Source organism: Microvirga yunnanensis (assembly GCF_025460875.1).
In genome coordinates this window covers 53,767-71,530 of the sequence record NZ_JAMXFI010000035.1, presented here as the reverse complement: position 1 = coordinate 71,530, position 17,764 = coordinate 53,767, and the positions used below count along the sequence as shown (strand labels likewise).

Here is a 17,764-nt window from a genome sequence, read left to right as displayed (position 1 = left end):
CGACCCGGCGCGCCATCTCGGCGGCGGCCCGGCGGGAGAAGGTCAGGAGGAGGATGCGCCGTGGATCGGCCCCGTTGACGATCAGATGCGCCACCCGGTGGGCCAAGGTGTTGGTCTTGCCCGATCCCGCACCGGCAATCACCAAGAGCGGGCGCGGCGATGGCGGAGCCCTCCCATCGGTGACACCGTGTTCCACCGCCCGCCGCTGTTCCGGGTTGAGCTTGTCGAGATAACCAGCCGAGATGGACACTGACGAATCGTCCCTTGTTTCTTCTCGGACGATTGATCCTGATTTCTGGTTTTGTTCGCAAGGGAAGATGGGCTGCTCCCGATCCAAATCCTGTTGGGGGTGTGATCCTCGGGACGGCAGACAAGTTTGGTAACGGGCGGCAGATTACAGTGCGGCGGCATCGTTCCTAGGGCCGGAGAAAGAGCCATGAGAGGCATTCTGCTTGCTGCGATCGGGATTGTCTTGGGTCCCGCTGCAAGTCTGGCCGACGGCCTGAGCCTCGCAGGTACACTCTGGCAATGCACCCGCGCTTCTGATCGATCTCAGTTCGTGATCACCTTCTATCCGGGCGGTGGCGTCGGGGGAGGGGAGTTCGAGAACGGTGAGGTGAGCCCCTACATTTTCGATGCCTCCCAGACGAAACCGGGCGAATGGCCGGGCAGGTGGAGGCAGACAGGCCAGCGTTTCACCTGGGCGTTTCCCGACCAGAGCATTCGGATAGACGGGAGCCTTTCAGGCTCTGGGCGGGCCACTGTTCGGCTCAGAGGCACTGAGACTTCGTCGGGACAGCGATCGGCTATAACCTGCACCTCCATGTCCAAGTTGCCAATGATCGGGGACGGGTTGGTCATTCCCAAGAACGGTCGGTTCATGGACCTGGGTCGGGACGAAGGCGAGTTGAAGGTGCCTGCGGGCCTCTCTCTGCGGGAACCAGAGTAACAATAAGAACAGTGGATGCGGCGAGCCGCTTTCAGTCGCAAATTCTTGTTCTGCGCATGGAAACATCACCGTAGGCGTCGATCCGCTTCGTTACGACAACGCGGCACTCCTCCACCGGCGCAGGGATACCGACAGCTCTCTCCTGGTATACGGGTGGAGGCAGGACTGGCTGCCCAGAAACGATTGGGACATTCCGGGGAGGGACCAAGGCAGGCCCTTCAAAACCATCGCTATACTCTAGGGGCACAATCGGCAGAGGCCGCTGGGGCACCAGGGCCGGCCCTTCATACTCTCCAACGAAGTCTTGCTCAATCACGCGACGGCCAATGATCCTGTGCTCGACCGGTGGGGCGATATAGGTTTCCTCAACCGCGAGCCTGCGCTGGACTGGTGGGCGCTCCAGAACCGCCTCTTGATCCTCGTAGTATGGGGGGAGATCTGCGGCGACGGCAGCCGATGTGCTCACCAGAGTTGATCCGCCGAGCGCCAGTGCGGCAAAGCCCGCGCCTGCAACTTTGTTCAAACCAAACACTGGCATGTGAGCTCCTGAGGTCTCCGATGGAAACGTCTCCTTATGGTCAAGGTTCCCCTTCTAAACGTTGGTGCTCGGCCGCGGGACTTCGGCGCGTTGGTAGGCTGTGTTCCGCCTCTTGAGCCAAGCGAGGCTGCGACACAATGTTCGTCCTGACCCGCTTGCGAATTGTATATCAATCCTTATATCAGGCTTACCCCAGCGGACAGTGTTGTGGACTTCGACAGCGGCGGGCGTCACCGCCAGCGTCGATGAGACCGTGCCAGGACGGATGTACTCCGGCCCGGTCTGTTCCTGCGCTTGCCTGACGATGCGAGCGCCCGTCTGGTACCCTATTAGCCCAGGCCCGTAGCTGGCGCGGCAGGAGATGCGAAGGCATTCCGCCCGTTGACCCCGGAGCCTGGGCTTTTCCATTTTGTCAGGCACATGGTCGGGCCCAGATGAGGGCAGCGGTTTGAGTGCTACTGCCTCTTCCCTCGGACCTCAGCAACCAGCAATTCAGCAGCTATTACTGCTCCGTCGCTGCGGATCGTCTTGGCAACGGCGAACGCCCGCTCGCGGGTATCCGCCGCCAACGCCGTCCTGAGCGGAGCCAGGAGCGACCCGGCTCTCGGAATCGAGCCATCGTGCGCCGCACCAATGCCGAGTTCGGTGACACGGCTTGCCCAATAGGGCTGGTCGGCAACTTGGGGCACCACTACCTGCGGCGCGCCAGCGCGGGCAGCCGCCGTGGTTGTTCCGGCGCCGCCATGGTGCATGACCGCGGCGACCCGGGCGAAGAGCGCCTGCTGGTTGACCTCGCCGACAACGAAGCAGTCTTCCTGATCATCGATCAACGCGAGATTGGCCCAGCCTCGGCCAAGGATCACGCGCCGGCCTTGCGCGCGGACTGCCTCAATGGCCGTACGGGCTGGGTCCTCCGCGGCGTGCATCGCCATGCTGCCGAAGCCCACATAAACCGGAGGCTCTCCAGAAGCGAGAAATGCCTCCAACCCGGCTGGGAGCGGACGGCTGTCCGGCAGGATCCAGGCCCCGGTCTGGACCGCGTCGTTCAGGTCGGTCGGCTGCCATGGGCTGAGAACCGGGTCCGATGCCAGCCATGGCCGATGTGTAAAGACATGGTCGCGAACATTGTCGAGGGTTGGCAAGGCAATTGAGGCGCGGTGAGTGTTGACCGCTTCGCCGAAGAGTGCCTTCTTCGCCTGGGCGTTGAACGCCCACAGAGCCAGGTTGTCGGTCAGTTCCGGTGGGTGGGACCAGCCGGGGTATTCCATAGGCGGATGGTGCGGTGACGGCACCATGAGCGGGCAAAAGGCCGCCCAGCTAAAATGGATGCCCCGCTTTTCGGCCACCGACCGCGCAGCCGCCACAGAAGGAAACAAGCCGGTCGCGACAATTGCATCACAGCCCTCGGCCGCCGCGGCAATCGCATCGAACTGGGCCGGCACCATCTTCGCTGCCAGCTGAGGCAGGCGCAGGCCAGACTGCTTCGCCTGCTCGATCCACTGGCGTACCGGCATGAAGGCCGGTTCCAGCGGCACGGCTTCTCGCCCTAGGAGTTCGACAAACTCCGCATCGGCCGGTGCCGATACAAGCGCCTCCACGCCGATCGCCTGCAAGGCCAAGCCAAGCGCCACCAGCGGCTGGACATCCCCACGCGACCCATAGGTCGACAACAGCACACGCATCTTCACCACTCCCTCATGTTTGATCGAGGGCCGCGGTTATGAGGCATGACAGGGGGCTTGCCGCAAGCCGGGGGGCCGCTACAAAACAATAATGGAAGGTAGCGATCGCCCTTCCGTCTCCCTTCAAGCTGTCAAGGAATACTCGCAAGGCTCTGCTGCGATCGCGTGGAAGGTCGGCTATGGTGAACTAACGATTATCCGTTGCCTGGGACTGCAGAAGCTTCATCGTGCTAAGTGCATCGCCGGTCGCAGCGAAAGCAGCCGTATTGTCGAAGATGCACCAGGCTGCCCGTCCAGCACTCGCATGGTCTCCAAGGGTCTTGGCAGTTTCCGCGATGACCTCTTGCGAGTAAGCCGAGTAGTACATTTTCGGCGATCCATGCAGCCGGTAGTAGACCAGACTGGTCCAACCACCCGGTGTGCCGGCATTTGGGTGAGGCTTCGGATCCGCTGCCACCCGGGCGATCCGGTGCTCTACCAGGAAGGCGTCGACATCGGCGGTGAACCATGAGGCATGCCGGGGTTCACAGACGACGTCCCCGTCGAAGGACGCTCGGAGCCGCTCAACGAATGATCGCACGTCCGCAGGGTCGAACTTCAGGCTCGGAGGAAGCTGGATGAGGACCGGTCCGAGCTTGGATCCCAATCCGGCGACTTCTCCCAGAAAGCGCTGCAACGGCTCATCGACCTCCCGGAGGCGGCCCTCGTGAGTGATCGTCTTCGGCATTTTCACAGCAAAGCGGAAGTCGTCTGGGACATCACCGGCCCAGCGCTGATACGTCGACACGCGATGTGGGCGATAAAACGAGGAGTTGATCTCAACGCCGTCAAACCGGCTCGCATAGCGGACCAGATGGCTGCCCTCGCGCGGGAAGGCATTGTCGTACTGCTTTGGGATCGCCCAGGCGGCGGTCCCAACAAAGATGCGGTGCTCACTCATACCCAGCATCAGGGTACCAGGGGTTAGCCTCGCTTGAGCTTTCCAGCCGCTGCATCGAGCTTCTCGCGGCTATTCCCGTGCTCTTTGATCAACTCTTCGGCCTGTGCAACACTGATGCCGTGCTTCCGGGCAAAGTAGCCGACCTCGTACTCTTCTCCGCCGGCGACCCGGCCGCGGTCCGCACCACCACGATTGGCTTTGTCATCAGACATTCCGTTACTCCTTACACAACAACGACACTTCAAAAATGCGTCACGATGGGGAGTGGTTTCCTGGGTCGTTAACCGCGCCAGAGACTCCTGTGGAGAACTCGGAACGAGTCATTTCGGGGCGACGTTGCTGACTCGTGAGGGTGCCGGTCAAGGTTGGCGGGCCCGTCACACAGTAGCGTATCGCTGGGAGTTCCACCCATGGCTGAGCGGACGGTTTGGAAAGGTCATATCAAGCTCTCTCTCGTGTCCTGCGCGGTCGGCCTCTATCCCTCCACATCATCGGGTGGGAAGATCCGGTTCAACACCCTCAACCGCAAGACCGGCAACCGCGTGAAACGCCAATTCGTCGACAGCGAGACCGAGGAAGTCGTTGAGAGTGAAGACCAGGTCAAAGGATTCGCGGTCGGGAAGGGCAGCTACATCCAGGTCGAGGACGAAGAACTCGACGCCCTGAAGCTGGAAAGCACCCACACGATCGACATCGAGAGCTTTGTGCCACGCGAGGAGGTCGACGAGCGCTTCCTTGATACCGCCTACTACATCGCCCCGACCGACAAGGTGTCGAACGAAGCCTTCTGCGTTATTCGTGATGCCATCCGCGACAAAGGCATGGCTGGCATTGCCCGCATTGTGCTGGCGCGGCGCGAGCGCATGATCCTGCTGGAGCCTCTGGATGAGGGGCTTGTCGGAACCACCCTGCACGCGGCCGACGAGGTTCGTGACGAGGACAAGGTCTTCGATGACATCAGCGAGGTGAAGTATCCCAAGGAGATGAAGGATCTCGCCGCGCACATCATCGACAGCAAGGCGGCCCATTTCGATCCGAAGCAATTCGATGATCGGTACGAGGAAGCCGTCGCTGAGTTGCTGAAGTCGAAGCAGGCCGGCAAGCCTGTGAAGGAGGAGCCGTCCGAGAAGCCCTCGAACGTCGTCAATCTGATGGATGCGCTCAAGCGCAGTGTCTCGGCCGAGAAGGCGGGGTCCGCAGGCAAGAAAGCTGCTCCGGCGAAGAAAGCCGCGGCGAAGACCAAGGCGCCGAAAAAGCCCGCACCCAAGACGAAGGCGCGCAAGGCCGGCTAATACCGATGAAGTGTGTTGCGTAGGAGTGTGCTATGGCTGCGGGATCAACTAGTCTGAAAGCCAGAAAGGCGCCGTCGCGAGGCCGAACCGCCACGAAAACAGCCTCCGGTTCTCTTGCCACCTATCGGGCGAAACGCGACTTCTCTGTCACGAGCGAACCCAAGGCGAAGAGAGCCAAATCTCAGGGTGACCGTTTCGTCGTCCAGAAACATGATGCCCGCCGCCTGCACTACGACCTGCGACTGGAGCTCGATGGGGTCCTCAAAAGTTGGGCGGTGACGAGAGGGCCGAGCCTGGTTCCGGGCGAAAAGCGCCTCTCGGTGCACACCGAGGACCACCCCCTGCAGTACATTGATTTCGAGGGCGTCATTCCGGCCGGCCAGTATGGCGGCGGGACGATGATCGTCTGGGATCAGGGCCGCTGGATTCCCGAAGGCGACCCTCATGCCGATTATTCCCGGGGTCGCTTGACGTTCACTCTTGAGGGCGAGCGCCTCAAAGGCAAGTGGCACCTTGTGCGGACCCGCGGCAAGCCCGGCGAGCGGAATGAGCAGTGGCTGCTGCTCAAGTCCGATGATGAGGCCGCCCGGACGTCTGAGGATCCCGATATCCTCGAGGAGGAGACGACCTCGCTAAAGTCAGGCCGGATCATTGAGGAGTTGGCCGCTCAAGGCGACATCCGCGTCGATCATGCTGCACGCGAGAAGGTAGCCAAATCCACGCCGGAGAGATCGCGACGACCCTCAAAGGTCAAAGGTGCGAAGAAGGGCATTCTGCCAGCTTTCGTTGAACCAGCCTTGGCCCAACTGGTTGAGAGTGCCCCAAGGGGTCGCAATTGGCTTCACGAGATCAAGCTCGATGGCTATCGCATGCAGGCCCGCATCGATGGCGGCCAGGTCCAACTTCTGACTCGCAAAGGGCTCGATTGGACAGCGAAGTTCAAACCAATCGCAAATGCCCTCAAAGAAATGAAGACTCCATCGGCATTGCTCGACGGCGAGATCGTCGTGGAGGATGAGGCAGGGGTCTCAAGCTTCTCGGCGCTCCAGCAGGAACTCAAGGGCGGGAAGGGCGAACGCTTCGTCTACTATGTCTTCGATCTGCTTTATCTCGACGGCGAGGACCTCAGGAAGGCGACACTGGCAGACCGCAAGGCAGCATTACGGCTTCTGTTCGATGACCTGCCTCAGGGTGGGGCTATCCGCTTCAGCGACCATCTCGAGGAGGATGGGGCAACACTCGTGCGGCACGCGTGCCGGATGGGTTTGGAGGGGATCATCTCCAAGCGCGCCGATCAGCCCTACAGGTCAGGCCGCGGCGACGACTGGGTGAAGTCGAAGTGCACGCAGCGCCAGGAACTGGTGATTGCCGGGTACTTGCCCTCGAGCGCGAGCAAGAAAGCTGTGGGCTCACTGGTCATGGGTGTCTATGAGGCTGGCAAGCTCATTCCTGTCGGTCGCGTCGGGACCGGCTTCACATCGGCGGTGGCGGGCGCGCTCTACAAGACCCTCACGTCGATTGAGATGAAGGCCTCATCCTTTGCCGGCAAGATTCCTGCCGCTGCCGGTCGTGGTGTGAAGTGGGTCAGGCCGGAGCTGGTCGCCGAGGTGGAGTTCCGCGGGTGGACCCATGACGGCATGGTCCGGCAGGGCTCTTTCCAAGGGCTGCGCGAGGACAAGGATCCGCGGGACGTCGTGCGGGAGACAACTGCGCAAGGCTCTCGCGACACACGCCCTGGTGCTGCGATCCTTGAGAAAGCCCATCTCACGCACCCCGACCGCGTTCTGTGGGAGGATGAGGGGATCACCAAGCTCGGGCTCGCTGAGTTCTATACGGAGATCGCAGATTGGATCCTACCTCACATCGTGAACCGTCCGCTCTCGCTCCTGCGCTGCCCAGGTGGATCGCAGAAGGAATGCTTTTTCCAGAAACATGCATGGGCGGGGCTTGATGAGGAACTGATCCAGCGGGTCCGCGTCGGAGAGGACGAGGCCGTCGCGATTAAGGATCTGTCTGGCCTTCTCGCTCTGGTGCAAGTCGGCGTACTCGAGATACATCCCTGGGGCTCCACGCTGAAGAACCCGGAGCAGCCCGATCGCCTCGTCTTCGACCTGGATCCGGGGGAGGGCGTCAGCTGGGATGCGGTCGTACAAGGTGCGATCGACGTGCGTGACCATCTGAAGGGATTGGGCCTTGAAAGCTTCGTGAAAACCTCTGGAGGCAAAGGTTTGCATGTCGTAGTGCCACTCCAGCCAAAGGTATCGTGGGACGAGGCCAAAGCGTTTGCGGCGGGTGTCGCAGCAGCCATGACGAAGGCGAGCCCCGCTCTCTACACGGACACCATGGCGAAGCGGGCCCGAGCAGGGCGGATCTTCATCGACTATCTGCGCAACGGGCGGGGGGCGACGGCTGTGGCCGCCTATTCGACGCGCGCCCGGGCCGGCGCACCGGTTTCAACACCGCTGACGTGGGAGGAACTGTCGGCGATCCGCAGCGGCAACCAGTATCGGATTGGTAATCTTGCAGCGCGGTTGTCGCATTTTCCAGACGAGCCTTGGGCCAACTTTGGAAATGTCAACCAAGTCATTCCGAAACAATCAAGACGACGATAACTGATACTGGCGCAATTGGGAGTGACCCGCCAGTGGCAGCCCGCTGGCCGGGCGCGCTTCGGATTGGGACAATCTTTATAGCTCTGATGGGGTTCACCCCTTCAGTCCGACTTGATGGTGCGGGTTCCTCAGCATCCCCTCTAAAGGCTCAGGTTCGAACTTGTCGTGAGAGTGGGCGATTGATACAATACTTCTTCACCCTGCTGAGCAGGGAGCTTGAAGGGGGCGGGTCCGGTCTCAATATGAGCACTATGGCGAAGAAGTTCTCGACGAAACCCAGCCGCGCGGCGAAGTCTGGTGGCGTGAGTAGCTCCAAGGTCGCGGGCAAGACCAGCGATGGCGTTGTCGTGCTTCGGGCCAAGGCCAAACCAACCCACTTCACGGCCAAACAGATTCGCGAGACGATCCAGAGAACCGGATTGGCACTAGGCGACAGGTCGACTGCTAAACGTTAATGCCTGCGTCGACCTCGGCTCGGGACGTTTTCATCAACTGTCCGTTTGACCCCACCTACAAACCCATCTTCTGGGCGATCGTCTTCACGGTGCTGCGCTCCGGGTTCAGCCCGCGCTGCGCGCTCGAGGCCGACGATTCGTCCGAGAACCGGCTTTCCAAGATCGAGGCGATCATTGAGGAGTGCCGCTATGGCATTCACGACATCTCGCGAACTGAGGTCGACGGCGACCCGCCGCTGCCCCGGTTCAACATGCCCCTGGAGCTTGGGCTGTTCCTAGGAGCCAAACGCTATGGGAATAGGGACCAGAAAACAAAGCGCGCTCTTGTGCTCGACCGCGAGCAGTACCGCTTCCAGAGATTCATTTCCGATATCGCCGGGGCTGACATTCACGCACACGGCACCGAACCGGGGAAGTGCGTCGAACAGGTTGCGACATGGCTCCGTACCCAAAGCCGGGATCCCAAGATTCCCGGCGGCCGGAAGATCGCCGAGGAGTTTGAGATTTTCCGGTCCCAGCTACCCGCGATCTGTGCCGATCGCCACCTTGAGCCCGAAGAATTGACCTTTGGCGACTTCGCAGAGTTGGTCGCCGCCTACCTGACCGCTGACATCGACTAGGCGTGCACGGGTTTGATGGTCATCCCCGACGAAAATCCTCTCAATGGCTCAGAGGAGTCTGCCGCATAGGTTCCAGCTTGGGACCAGCCTGATACGGTATCGCGCTGCGGCAGTGGTTAGTCCTTGAGTCGCGCACTATTTTGTTACGTTGTTTAGCTAGAGTTCCTGACACGAAATGCTTTTCCCACAACCGCATAATGAGGCCGAGCGTCTCGCCGCCCTTCATAGCCTGGCCATTCTCGACACCCCCTCGACACCCCATCTACGCCGGCCATCGATCGCATCTGCAGGATCGCGCTGCGGCTATTCGATGTTCCAATGATTCATGTGACCTTGGCCGATGCACATCGCTATTCTTCAAGGCTAAGCCAGAGGGAATGTCGTTGTCCGAGCTGCCCCGCGACAATGTCTTTTGTAACTACACGATCCTACACAATGAGGTGTTCGTCGTGCCGGATGCCTTGGCCGATCGGACCTTTGCGAAGAACCCCTACGTAGTAGGGGAGCCTCACATCAGGTTCTATGCCGGGGCTCCGCTGACGATCCGGCCGGGAATCCGGCTAGGAGCCTTGTGTGTCTCCGACCTGAAGCCGCGGACGTTCAGCCAGCACCAGATGACGCTGCTTCGCAGTCTGGGACGGCTCGTGGTCGATGAGCTCTGGTTGCACCATCTGGAGGTCACCGGTCAGGCTAATACGCAGCCGCTTCCGTCAGACCCAAGGGAGCCATCGCTCGACTTCGAGACGTGGATTGCACCCACAAGCGCTCAAATCCGAGCCGCCCGAGGACTGCTGAACTGGTCGACGCGAGAACTGGCGGATGCAGCCAACATCTCTCCAACCTCGGTCAAGCGCATGGAGATCCACGGGGAAACCTCGGTCCGCCGTGACAGCGTGGATGCCGTTGTGCTGGCATTCCAGGAGCACGGCGTGAAATTTACCCGTGCGCCTGATGGTTCTCTTGGGGTGACCCTAACATCGTCCAGGTGATGCGCCCGGTTTCGGACGAGGCTAGAGACCGCTCGTTCTTAGGATAATTCCGCTTACGTGGGGAGGCGGTGAACGACGTTCGTCCGCTTCTCTGACATGGCTTCCCATGCAAGTTCGGCCAGTACGCCAAAGCGGTCCCGGTGATCGCCAGAGGCCCAGATGACCTCAAGTTGTCCACTGGTGTCCCGCAGAGCGATGACTGCGCCGTCCCACCGGGTATGGATCAGACCCGGCTCAGTCGAGCCGTAGCCTGTCTCTTCGCGCCAGACCATGCGGGCAATGGCGCACATGACCCCAAAGGCCTCATGCAGGCGCGAGATCCGATCTGGCTCGGTCTCTTCGTTGTGAGCCGAGATTGCCGGGTATTGGTGCAGGCTGCTCATCGTCGTTGCGGCTCACGTCTTCGGGTCCAGAGGTTACTGGATCCTCTTGCCTTACGGCAGCTTTGAGGAACGAAGGCCTAAGGTCCGCCAGCCGCAAGGAGCCATGGCGGAAGCCTCCTCACCCGCCGTTGCCAGGTAGATGAGGAGGCCTCCTGGCCTTAAAGGCAGTAGCTGCCCTCGTACCAATAACCGGAAACTTGGCCTAGCGTTTCATCCGATCTGACTTCGGATCGTCAGCGGGGATCAAGGGCCGAGGAGGAAGGTGTCGATGAACAAACCTTCAAGCCTCTAATCATGATGAGGTAGGGGCGTTCCAGCTTGGCCAACATTTACAAGGAAAGGGCCGTTTGCCTCGATTGGCTTAGCCCGGAGGGGCATACCCATCTGGGAATTGCCATGGTTTAGCCTCGTTAATGCCACACGACGCCCACGCTTAGGCACCCTCCCTCGGACCAGACGGCAGCTCTGCCGGAAGGCCCTACCTGCGGGCCGCAGGTGGAAGGGTGAAGCTTTGGCGGCGATCCGGTCTGACAAGAACAGGGGGACTCTGAACATGGACCAAGACATCGGCTATAGGACGCAGTCCCTCCCTTCGACGCTGAATGCTCCCGCTTCAGTCACCACCTACCTGGTCTGCCAAAATACGCTGCTTCAGACGGGTGTCAGGTACATCCTGAAAGGCACCAGATTTGTGGTGGCGGATGATGGGCTGGCCGATGGGGAGAGCCCGGAGCTAGTTCTTCTCTGCGACAGCCTCCCGCCAGGCGCCGCTGTTGAAACGATCAAGCAATTGAAGGAGCAGTATCCCAGCGCCCGCGTGGTGGCTCTCAGTGACAACGTCGATCCTTGGACCGTTCGGGAACTCTGCACCGCCGGGCTCGACGGGCTGTGCCCAACAGGGATGCCGCAGGCCGCTGTGCTCGCGGCCTTGGAGTTGGTTATGTTGGGCGAGATGTTCCTGCCGATCTCGGTAAGTCTGGCTATGCTCGAGCAAGCCTCCTCTCCTGGAGCGCCGATGATGGCCGCTGCGAATGAACCTGCAGGGCTGCCAGCCAAGTTCTCAGGCCGCGAGGCTCAGATCCTGCGGCTGCTCACGACGGGAGCCTCCAACAAGCTCATCGCCCGAGACCTTGGCGTAGCCGAAGCTACGGTGAAGGTTCACGTCAAGGCGATCTTGCGGAAGGCGAAGGCCGCCAATCGGACCCAGGCGGCCATGTGGGCAACCCAGTTCCTCGCTCCGGCCACGAACTCTCCAGAGGCGGAGCTCGCAAGCTAAGCGAGATGTTCACTCACATTCCATGAAAAGGGGCCCGCTCCTTGGAGGAGGGGCCCGAAGATTGACGCCGTCGTTATTGAGAGAGGAACGGCGATCCCTTTTCAGACGGTCGAACTGGAGCGAACGACCCGTCAGATAGGCAAACGACGGGAGAACCGGCCTATTCCAGCGTGGCCGCAAAGAAAATATCGATTGCTTTCGGGCCTCCACCTTCGCCCCTGACGGACCAAGCGGTTACAGCAAACACATACAGCCGCGCTGAAACCTAACCCGAAAGGGTGAGTTGCCCTTCACATATGTTAACAAGGGCAATGCAGGGACATCCATGAGAACGATGCCATGCAGCAGAGCAACAGACAGCAGTGGGCAAAGCAGACTCCAGACAGCCTGAACTTTTCGCAGGAGCAGGTGACCTTCATCCTGGGGCATTCCCTGCGCAGCCAGTACAACGACATCCTCGCAGCTGACCTTCCGGACCGGCTGAAAGCTCTTGTGCAAGAGCTTGAGAACAAGCAGATAGCGGCGTCCGACGCCCGCTAAGCTGAACCTTCAGCAACAATGGAATGAGTGAATGGCCGGAAACACGGTGACCCGGGCAGACCTGTGCGATGCCGTCTACGAGGCCTCAGGCCTGCCCCGGCATGAAGCTTCCGCGCTGGTGGAGCAGGTGCTGTCAGAGATCAGCGACGCTCTGGTCCGAGGAGAGCCCGTCAAACTCTCAGGCTTCGGAGTGTTCACGGTGCGGGACAAAGCCGAACGCGTGGGCCGCAATCCAAAAACTGGGGTCGAGGTGCCGATCGAGCCCCGGCGGGCAATCACCTTCAGCCCGTCGCATGTTCTCAAAGACCACGTCAACGGAACGTCTTGAACTATCCTAGTCCGTAAAAGAAAAGGGCCGCGCCCGGTCTTTTGACCGAGTTCGCGACCCGTCAGCCCCCGCATTTGCCCCTACGGTAAGTACGTAAAACTATTGTTGTTTTTGCAATCGCCGTTTGAAAATGTGCCGTGCTTCAATGCGTCGGAAGATGAACCAGTCGGTTACTTGGCGCAATAAGGGAAACCCGAAAGCTTGGCCGTGAGCAGACTACGTATTCTCTTAACGTAATTCGGGAACATTGCAGCAAACATAACGAGAACAAAGTCGACTTTACTGACTAGAAGGCTATCTAAACCTCCCTGTGCTCAGCTTGGTCATAAGTTGCATCGGCGTTTACGTTGCGGAACACCGGCCTCTTTGCTATCGCCCCAGACGCGTTACCTCCAACGGATAGAACACGTGTAAGGGTCGGGGCAGCATTCCAAGATGGCGATCAGCAGCTTCAGCAGCAGCATCCTTGGGCCTGCCAACACCAATCGGGTGGCTGCCGTTCGGGATCTGAACATTCTCGACACTCCTCCCGAGGCCGTCTTCGATGATGCCGTTCTGATCGCCGCGCAGGCCTGTCAGGCACCCATGGGATCGATTGGCTTCATGGTTGAAGGCCGGCATTGGTTCAAGGCTAGGATCGGCTTCGATGCCGCTGAGATTCCGGCGGATCTCTCGATCTGCGGCTACACGATCCAACAGCCGGGCCTGACAGTTATCCCCGATCTCAGGGAGCATCCAGAGTTTCGCCACAACCCGTTTGTCACGGAAGAGCCGCAGCTGCGCTTCTACGCCGGCATCGCCCTACGGCATGGGAACGGTGTTCCTGTTGGGACCCTGACCGTTGTCGATCGTGAGCCTCGCCCGGAAGGGCTCTCCCAGGTGCAGGAGCGAACCCTGCTGGCGCTGGCCCGCTCCATTCAGCGCGAGATGAAGTTGCGCAACGCCGAGCGCGAACTCGCTGAGAAGACCGAGATGCTGGATCAGCTGCATGCCAGTTCTGAGGACTGCATCAAGGTTCTCGATCTGGAGGGCCGCCTGCGCTTCATGAGCGAAGGCGGCTGCCGGGCGATGGAGGTGGGAGCCTTTGCTGATATCGCGGGCTGTGATTGGCTCGACTTCTGGACAGGACCAACGGCTGATGACGCCCGCAGAGCTGTACTTCGGGCCAAGCTCGGCGACACCGGGCGGTTCCGCGGCTTCTGCCCGACGCTCGCCGGCACCCCGAAGTGGTGGGACGTGATGGTCACGCCAATCCTAGGTAGCGACGGCAAACCGTATGGGCTGCTGGCTATCTCCCGCGACATCACGGGCCTGCAGCATGTTGAAGAGAGCCTGCGCCAGAGCGAGGAGCGGCTGCGCCTGGCGATCGAGACCACTGGCCTTGGGATCTGGGACCTCAACACGCTCACCGGCGAGCGGCAGTGGACGGCCGAAGCGCGGGAGCTGTTCGGTTTTGCGCCGGACGCTACAATCACCCAAGAACTCGTCCTCGATCGGATCCATCCGGATGATCGGGAGCGGGTTACAGGGAGTGCTTATCGGAATCAACCGGGTGACAGCCTGACCTTCACCAACACGTTTAGGATTATCCGAGCCGACACTGGTGAGGAGCGTTGGATTACATCGTTAGGTCATACCCTCGTCGACAAGCATGGAAGACCCACCCGCAAGGTCGGCATCGCTCAGGATGTCACCCACCATGTTGTCGCGGAAGAAGCCCTTCGCGGCAGCCAGGACGACCTGCTCCGGCAGACCGCTCACCTGCAATCGATCCTGGCGACGGTGCCGGACGCCATGGTGGTGTCGGACGAGAGGGGGATCATCACCTCGTTTAGTGCAGCAGCCGTGAGAATGTTCGGCTACGAGCCTGAGGAGATCATCGGCACCAGCGTCAAGTACCTGATGCCGGTGCCGTACCGGGACAACCACGAGGGATTCATGCACCGCTACCGGCAGACCGGCGAACGCCGGATCACGGAAAGTGGCCGTGTGGCAGTTGCCCAGCGCAAGGACGGTTCAACGTTCCCGATGGAGGTGCACCTTGGCGAGATGGAGTCGGGGGGGAAGCTCTTCTTTACTGCCTTTATTCGCGACTTGACCGACCGGCAGTATACGGAAAAGCGGATGCAAGAATTGCAATCCGAGTTGGCTTACATGTCCCGGCTCTCCGCCATGGGTGAGATGGGATCAACCCTGGCGCACGAGGTCAACCAGCCGCTGACGGCGATCACAGGCTACCTAAAGGGCTGCGGCATGATCTTGGACCGGATGGACGGCGAGTACGTTCCGATGCTTAGGCAGGGGATCGAAGGCGCTGCGGAAGAAGCCCTGCGCGCGGGAGAGGTGATCCGGCACCTGCGGGCGTTTGTGGCCCGTGGGGAAACGGATCAAGAAGTCGAGGATCTGCGCAAGCTGATCGAAGAGGCGAGTGCGCTTGCGCTGACTGGCGCCAAGGACAAGAGCATCAAAGTCGACTTCGATCTTCCTCATGAAAGCCCCAAGGTGCTCGTCAGCCGGGTCCAGATCCAGCAGGTTCTGCTTAACTTGGTTCGCAACGCCATGGAGGCTATGCAGGACGTCGAGCAGCGTGAGCTGACCATCAAGGCAGAGGTGGAAGACGAGGGGTCGATGGTACGGCTGAGCGTCAAAGATACCGGGACCGGCCTGGCGCCTTCCGTCCAAGAGCGGCTGTTCACCCCGTTCACGACCACCAAGCAGACCGGCATGGGCGTAGGCCTGTCGATCTGCCGGACGATCATCGAGGCGCATGGCGGAAAGATCTGGGCCGACTCGGCGCCTGGGGAAGGGACCACGTTTCACTTCACTTTGAAGGTGGTTCGGGAAGAGGAGCTTGCCGAGGCGGCAGAGGAGTAATCTCGCAGAGCAGGCACCACTGCGCGGGCCCTGAAACTGTCACAAACCCGAGTAGGCTGACGAATACGGCGTTGCCCTGTCTCAGCTCGCACTGACACAGTACCCCGAGGCTGCGACGCCGACCGGCCGTGCGGTCTCTTGTGCTCGCTGCGAGCAACCGCTCAAGGTGACCCGACCGGTCGGCGTCACCCCATCCCAAACAGAAGAATGGCCGCTGGAAACCAGCGGCCCGAGTTTGGGAGGAAGTTGTCCAACGCGCCATCCCGAAGGGCGATCTCCCGGATGGAAGGACATCGGGTTTCTTCCCTAACTGGCTTGCAGGAAGCTTACTCTGCTTGGGTTTCAAGCAGCCACGGCGCAATTCCGTCCCTGCTGTTTTGCCTGGTAGAGGGCCCGGTCCGCCCGGTCGAGCATGTCCTGAAGCTTCTCGCCTGGGATCATCCCATCGGCCATGCCGATGCTGCAGCCCACCCGGACGGCTTTGCCGGCAAGCAGCATCGGTTCATTGACGGCCTTGATCAGGCGCTCGGCGATTTCCTGTAGCCCCAGAGCCGACGTGCCAGCTTCCGTATGCACGATGATGACAAACTCGTCGCCACCGATGCGAGCAACTACATCGTTGCTCCGCAGACAGGAGAGCATGCGGGCGCTGACCTGTTTCAGCACAATGTCTCCGGCATGATGCCCCAAGCTGTCATTGATCGGCTTGAATTTATCGAGGTCGAGGCTCAGGAGGGCAAAGTCGGGAGCAGGAGTATCGGTGACTAGCTTCCCCAGGTACTCGTCGAGCATGCGCCGGTTCGGCAGTCCGGTGAGCGTGTCGTGGTAGGCGGCGTCTTCCATCTTCGACAGGGCATTTTGAGTCTTGTCGAGAGACGCGACCAAGTCTCGGAGCGAGGTCGAGAGGTCTGCCACCTCTGCTGCTCCACCGAGATAAGGGATCTCCACGCCCGGTTCACCCTGCCGCAGGCGCACAGCTGCGTCGGCAATGGCATGCAGGGGCCGCGTGATTAGTCCAGCCGCGAACCAGGCGAGTGCGCTGAACAGCGCTGCAAAGCCGACACCCCACAGGAATATCTCGCGGCGGGCATCGTCCGCATTCTCGTAGGCCGCTGCAAGTGGCTGACGGGCGAGGATCGTCCACCCGAGGCCGGAGTAATCGGCTTGACCGGCACCACGAGCATAGCCGGTGAGGTATCGCTGGCCATCCGGCCAAGTCTCAATCACCCAGCCGGATCCTTTGGACTGAGCTAGTTTGAAGCTCTCAACCGGCAGCGGCCGTCCAATGATGTTTGCGGGCCCCAGGAGAACTGTGCCGTCGGCGCCGACAATGAAGGTCTCCAGTCCGAGCCGCTCCTGGGCCGGGCGGAGAAGTCTATCCTGCACCTCTCGGGCCCAGCCCCAGGAGAAATGAGTTGCCAGGACCCCGAGGGTTCTGCCTGTGTTATCCTGAATGGGAGTTGCCACGTCGACGAACTTCATCGGCTCGCCGCTTGGGTTCGGCAGGAGCTTTGCGAGCAGTACGGCCTCGTGCACGTCACCGATGAAGTGCCCTTTGATGCCTTCCTGGAAGACAGGGCGGGACGACACGTTGGCGCCAAGCAGGATCCGGCCACTGGAGGCGGTGACGATGCCATCCGTGTTGATGGTGCCGATCCAGGCCAGACTGGGGTCCTTCAGTTGCAACTCATCGACGACTTTCTGGGCCTCGGTCCAGTCCCGGACGGTGCTGACCTTGGCCAGCACGCCGACCTGGCGGGAGCGGGATGCCATATCGGCGTCGAGCTTGTCGGCCATCTGAAAGGCTGTTTCAGACAAGGCTCGGCCGATCTCGCGCTCGAAGTGCCGCTCGGACCGAGCTCCCACAACGATGCTCATCGTGCTGGCCATAGCGATGACGAGGGCTGCACCGGAAATGGCGACGACGGTTCTTAAATTCAAACGCTTCAACATGACTGTTTCAATTCAGGGCTTCTGGTAGGCCCGTTACAACTTTCAAATCAGCAGAGCGCCGCTCTCGTGATCTCATACAAGCGGCTATGCCATCTTCTCAAGGAACTCCATAGGGAACGGTTAAGAGAGTGGGCAGTCAGGGGCCGCGTTGGAACCATCGTCGGAACAAATCAACAACCAAGTTCGCCCTTGCTCTTGAAAAACGCGAATCATGGACTCTATTCTGTTTTCGGCCGCCTTAACTCGGCAGACCTTCCCGGTAGCCGTGCGGGGCTGGCGGTCCGTTTACCACCTCTTCGTCGTTCAAAAGTCAGTCTGAACCGGTGTACATGC

The 17,764-nt window shown here is 60.6% G+C and carries 15 protein-coding genes; 9 read left to right on the top strand and 6 right to left on the bottom strand.

Features of this window, described 5'->3' with window-relative positions; genetic code table 11:
* From NF876_RS18500 to NF876_RS18485, 4 genes are all read right to left on the bottom strand, one after another.
* Window positions 1–250, bottom strand: a 250-nt coding sequence (locus NF876_RS18500) for a UvrD-helicase domain-containing protein (protein WP_262270130.1), incomplete at its 3' end; no start/stop codon positions are given.
* Between the two features lie 1,692 nt (window positions 251–1,942).
* Window positions 1,943–3,169, bottom strand: a complete 1,227-nt coding sequence (locus NF876_RS18495) for a glycosyltransferase (protein WP_262270129.1) — start codon at window positions 3,167–3,169, stop codon at window positions 1,943–1,945.
* 187 nt (window positions 3,170–3,356) lie between these two features.
* Window positions 3,357–4,118, bottom strand: coding sequence for a DUF72 domain-containing protein (locus tag NF876_RS18490; RefSeq protein WP_262270128.1), 762 nt, complete (start codon window positions 4,116–4,118; stop codon window positions 3,357–3,359).
* A 14-nt stretch (window positions 4,119–4,132) separates the two neighbouring features.
* On the bottom strand, window positions 4,133–4,321 hold the full coding sequence (locus NF876_RS18485; RefSeq protein WP_262265886.1) for a DUF3606 domain-containing protein: 189 nt from the start codon (window positions 4,319–4,321) through the stop codon (window positions 4,133–4,135).
* A gap of 198 nt (window positions 4,322–4,519) precedes the next feature.
* On the opposite strand from NF876_RS18485, the gene ku reads away from it, so the two are divergent.
* From ku to NF876_RS18460, 5 genes are all read left to right on the top strand, one after another.
* On the top strand, window positions 4,520–5,401 hold the full coding sequence (gene ku, locus NF876_RS18480) for a non-homologous end joining protein Ku (RefSeq protein WP_262265885.1): 882 nt from the start codon (window positions 4,520–4,522) through the stop codon (window positions 5,399–5,401).
* Window positions 5,402–5,433: 32 nt separating this feature from the next.
* Window positions 5,434–8,013, top strand: coding sequence for a DNA ligase D (ligD, locus tag NF876_RS18475; RefSeq protein WP_262265884.1), 2,580 nt, complete (start codon window positions 5,434–5,436; stop codon window positions 8,011–8,013).
* 251 nt (window positions 8,014–8,264) lie between these two features.
* Complete coding sequence (locus NF876_RS18470; RefSeq protein ID WP_262265883.1) at window positions 8,265–8,468, top strand: hypothetical protein; 204 nt, start codon at window positions 8,265–8,267, stop codon at window positions 8,466–8,468.
* An 89-nt stretch (window positions 8,469–8,557) separates the two neighbouring features.
* The gene (locus tag NF876_RS18465) at window positions 8,558–9,088 is read left to right on the top strand and encodes a hypothetical protein (protein WP_262270127.1); all 531 of its coding nucleotides are present in this window, start codon (window positions 8,558–8,560) and stop codon (window positions 9,086–9,088) included.
* A 197-nt stretch (window positions 9,089–9,285) separates the two neighbouring features.
* Window positions 9,286–10,077: a GAF domain-containing protein gene (locus NF876_RS18460; protein ID WP_262265881.1), complete on the top strand. Its 792-nt coding sequence runs from the start codon at window positions 9,286–9,288 to the stop codon at window positions 10,075–10,077.
* Between the two features lie 53 nt (window positions 10,078–10,130).
* On the opposite strand, the gene NF876_RS18455 is transcribed toward NF876_RS18460, so the two are convergent.
* Window positions 10,131–10,460 (bottom strand): hypothetical protein, encoded by a 330-nt coding sequence (locus NF876_RS18455; protein ID WP_262265880.1) that lies wholly within the window; start codon window positions 10,458–10,460, stop codon window positions 10,131–10,133.
* Window positions 10,461–11,013: 553 nt separating this feature from the next.
* Here NF876_RS18455 and NF876_RS18450 point away from each other — a divergent pair.
* The 4 genes from NF876_RS18450 (at window position 11,014) to NF876_RS18435 (ending at window position 15,478) form a co-directional block, all read left to right on the top strand.
* Complete coding sequence (locus NF876_RS18450; protein WP_262265879.1) at window positions 11,014–11,736, top strand: LuxR C-terminal-related transcriptional regulator; 723 nt, start codon at window positions 11,014–11,016, stop codon at window positions 11,734–11,736.
* A gap of 339 nt (window positions 11,737–12,075) precedes the next feature.
* Complete coding sequence (locus NF876_RS18445) at window positions 12,076–12,276, top strand: NepR family anti-sigma factor (RefSeq protein ID WP_262265878.1); 201 nt, start codon at window positions 12,076–12,078, stop codon at window positions 12,274–12,276.
* A 31-nt stretch (window positions 12,277–12,307) separates the two neighbouring features.
* Entirely contained in the window at window positions 12,308–12,604 is a 297-nt protein-coding gene (locus NF876_RS18440; protein ID WP_262265877.1) for an integration host factor subunit alpha, read from the top strand.
* Window positions 12,605–13,039: 435 nt separating this feature from the next.
* The gene (locus NF876_RS18435; RefSeq protein ID WP_262270126.1) at window positions 13,040–15,478 is read left to right on the top strand and encodes a PAS domain S-box protein; all 2,439 of its coding nucleotides are present in this window, start codon (window positions 13,040–13,042) and stop codon (window positions 15,476–15,478) included.
* A gap of 342 nt (window positions 15,479–15,820) precedes the next feature.
* On the opposite strand, the gene NF876_RS18430 is transcribed toward NF876_RS18435, so the two are convergent.
* On the bottom strand, window positions 15,821–17,431 hold the full coding sequence (locus NF876_RS18430) for a sensor domain-containing diguanylate cyclase (RefSeq protein ID WP_262265874.1): 1,611 nt from the start codon (window positions 17,429–17,431) through the stop codon (window positions 15,821–15,823).
* Between the last annotated feature and the right edge of the window lie 333 nt (window positions 17,432–17,764).